Origin of the sequence: Bacillus sp. AFS088145 (assembly GCF_002564465.1) — a bacterium.
Classification (GTDB): Bacteria; Bacillota; Bacilli; order Bacillales; family Bacillaceae_G; genus Gottfriedia.
The window spans coordinates 1-1,541 of record NZ_NUUX01000060.1; the positions used below are offsets into that span (position 1 = coordinate 1).

The 1,541-nt window shown below is 31.7% G+C and carries 2 protein-coding genes; both read right to left on the reverse strand.

What is annotated here, in order from left to right; genetic code table 11:
• Positions 1-142: 142 nt before the first annotated feature.
• Complete coding sequence (locus COI44_RS23420) at positions 143-697, reverse strand: thioredoxin domain-containing protein (protein WP_142329305.1); 555 nt, start codon at positions 695-697, stop codon at positions 143-145.
• Positions 698-932: 235 nt separating this feature from the next.
• The gene (locus COI44_RS23425) at positions 933-1,319 is read right to left on the reverse strand and encodes a hypothetical protein (protein WP_098430040.1); all 387 of its coding nucleotides are present in this window, start codon (positions 1,317-1,319) and stop codon (positions 933-935) included.
• Positions 1,320-1,541: the final 222 nt, after the last annotated feature.

The following is a 1,541-nucleotide window of genomic DNA, read 5'->3' on the forward strand; positions in this document are numbered from 1 at the left end:
ATTCGACAATATTTTTATACAATATTTTTATGCTCTATACTGTCTAATAGTAAAATAGGAGCCGATTATTTTGCTCTAAACGTCGTTATATAACTAACGCATTGCGTTAGTTACATAGTGTCTAATTCTAAAATTGTTATTGTCATGATTTATTTTTTTCTTTTTCCCAATTCTTAACTTTTTTGTCCATTTCATCTTGCAAACCTGCTGCATTACTTTGGTCGTGTATGGTTTCTTTGACATACTTAGACGGGAATAGTTTTTTTAAATCATCTCCAAACATGTCACCATCACCAGGTTCTTTGTAATCAACAACTTCGTATGAATTCCCTTTTTCTTTTAAGGTAATTGATGCTGGCACAACACTAGCAGTTTCCAATTCTGTTTTTGTAGAATAGGAAAATCCTTCATAAAAATACTGAAGATAGACTGTCGTTGTATCATCCTTTTTTTTCGATCCGTAGATCTTGTGTACCTCAAATCCTTTGTCAGTCGGATTGTTTAATTGACCTTTGTACTGAGCGACAACATAATTTGTGATAAAAGCATCCATTTCCTTTGAAACACCCTTAGGACCATCAGCTGCCGATGTTTGACTGCAACCTGCTGCGCTTACGACCACTAAACAACCTAACATTAAACTCACAACTTCTTTTTTCAACAAAATCTCACTCCATTTATATAATTTAATCTTCATGATTTAGTCACTTTCATTAGAAATTGAATCTAGCTTGTTTTCATGCTTCCAGTAACTCCCATAAAGTTCATTATACATTGTATATACCTATTGTAATTTGGGGGAATTTTGTCATTTTTTTATAAAAAACAAATCATTTTTTATGCAACTAACCTGCCATTTTGTTGAATAAAAAAACGAGCTGCTAGCAACTCGTGATCTTCAAATAAAGCACTGCGTTAGTTACATAAGCATATTAACAATAATCGCCATTTTCATCTATACCAATTGGATAGTAAGGCATCCCATTAATTAATTCAAATAATTCATATGGGTCTCCATCATTTGAAAGCCAGTCAATAGTAAAGACCTTTGGATTAACATACTCGTCAGAACCATTTTTATTGTAATTTACATTTAAATCATTGCACTTTAACCAATATTTCCTAAACACAGCAATAACTCTCCCCGAACAGCATATAGGAACGAAATTTCCTATTATAAAATTCTCAATTTCTACTTCTGATTTTCCTTCAATTAACATTTTTTCTCTAATCGAATCCAATTTATCTTCTTCATATGAAACAGCGTTATCTAGTTCTTTTACATATTCATCAAATAAGTTTTTATAAGTAATATTCATTTTAATCCCCTATTTAGTTACTAACGTTATAAAAATATTAATTTATTACATCAAATACAACAATACCCTTATGCAACTAAACTGCCAATTAGCCACCCATGCAGCGCAAGCGCTGCACCACAGCGAATGAAAATATATGGAAAGTGTCTATACTGATACTGACTTTATCCAGTCAACTGTAATCACTAGGCTTTTTAGTTAACTCTACTCTTTTTTTTAACG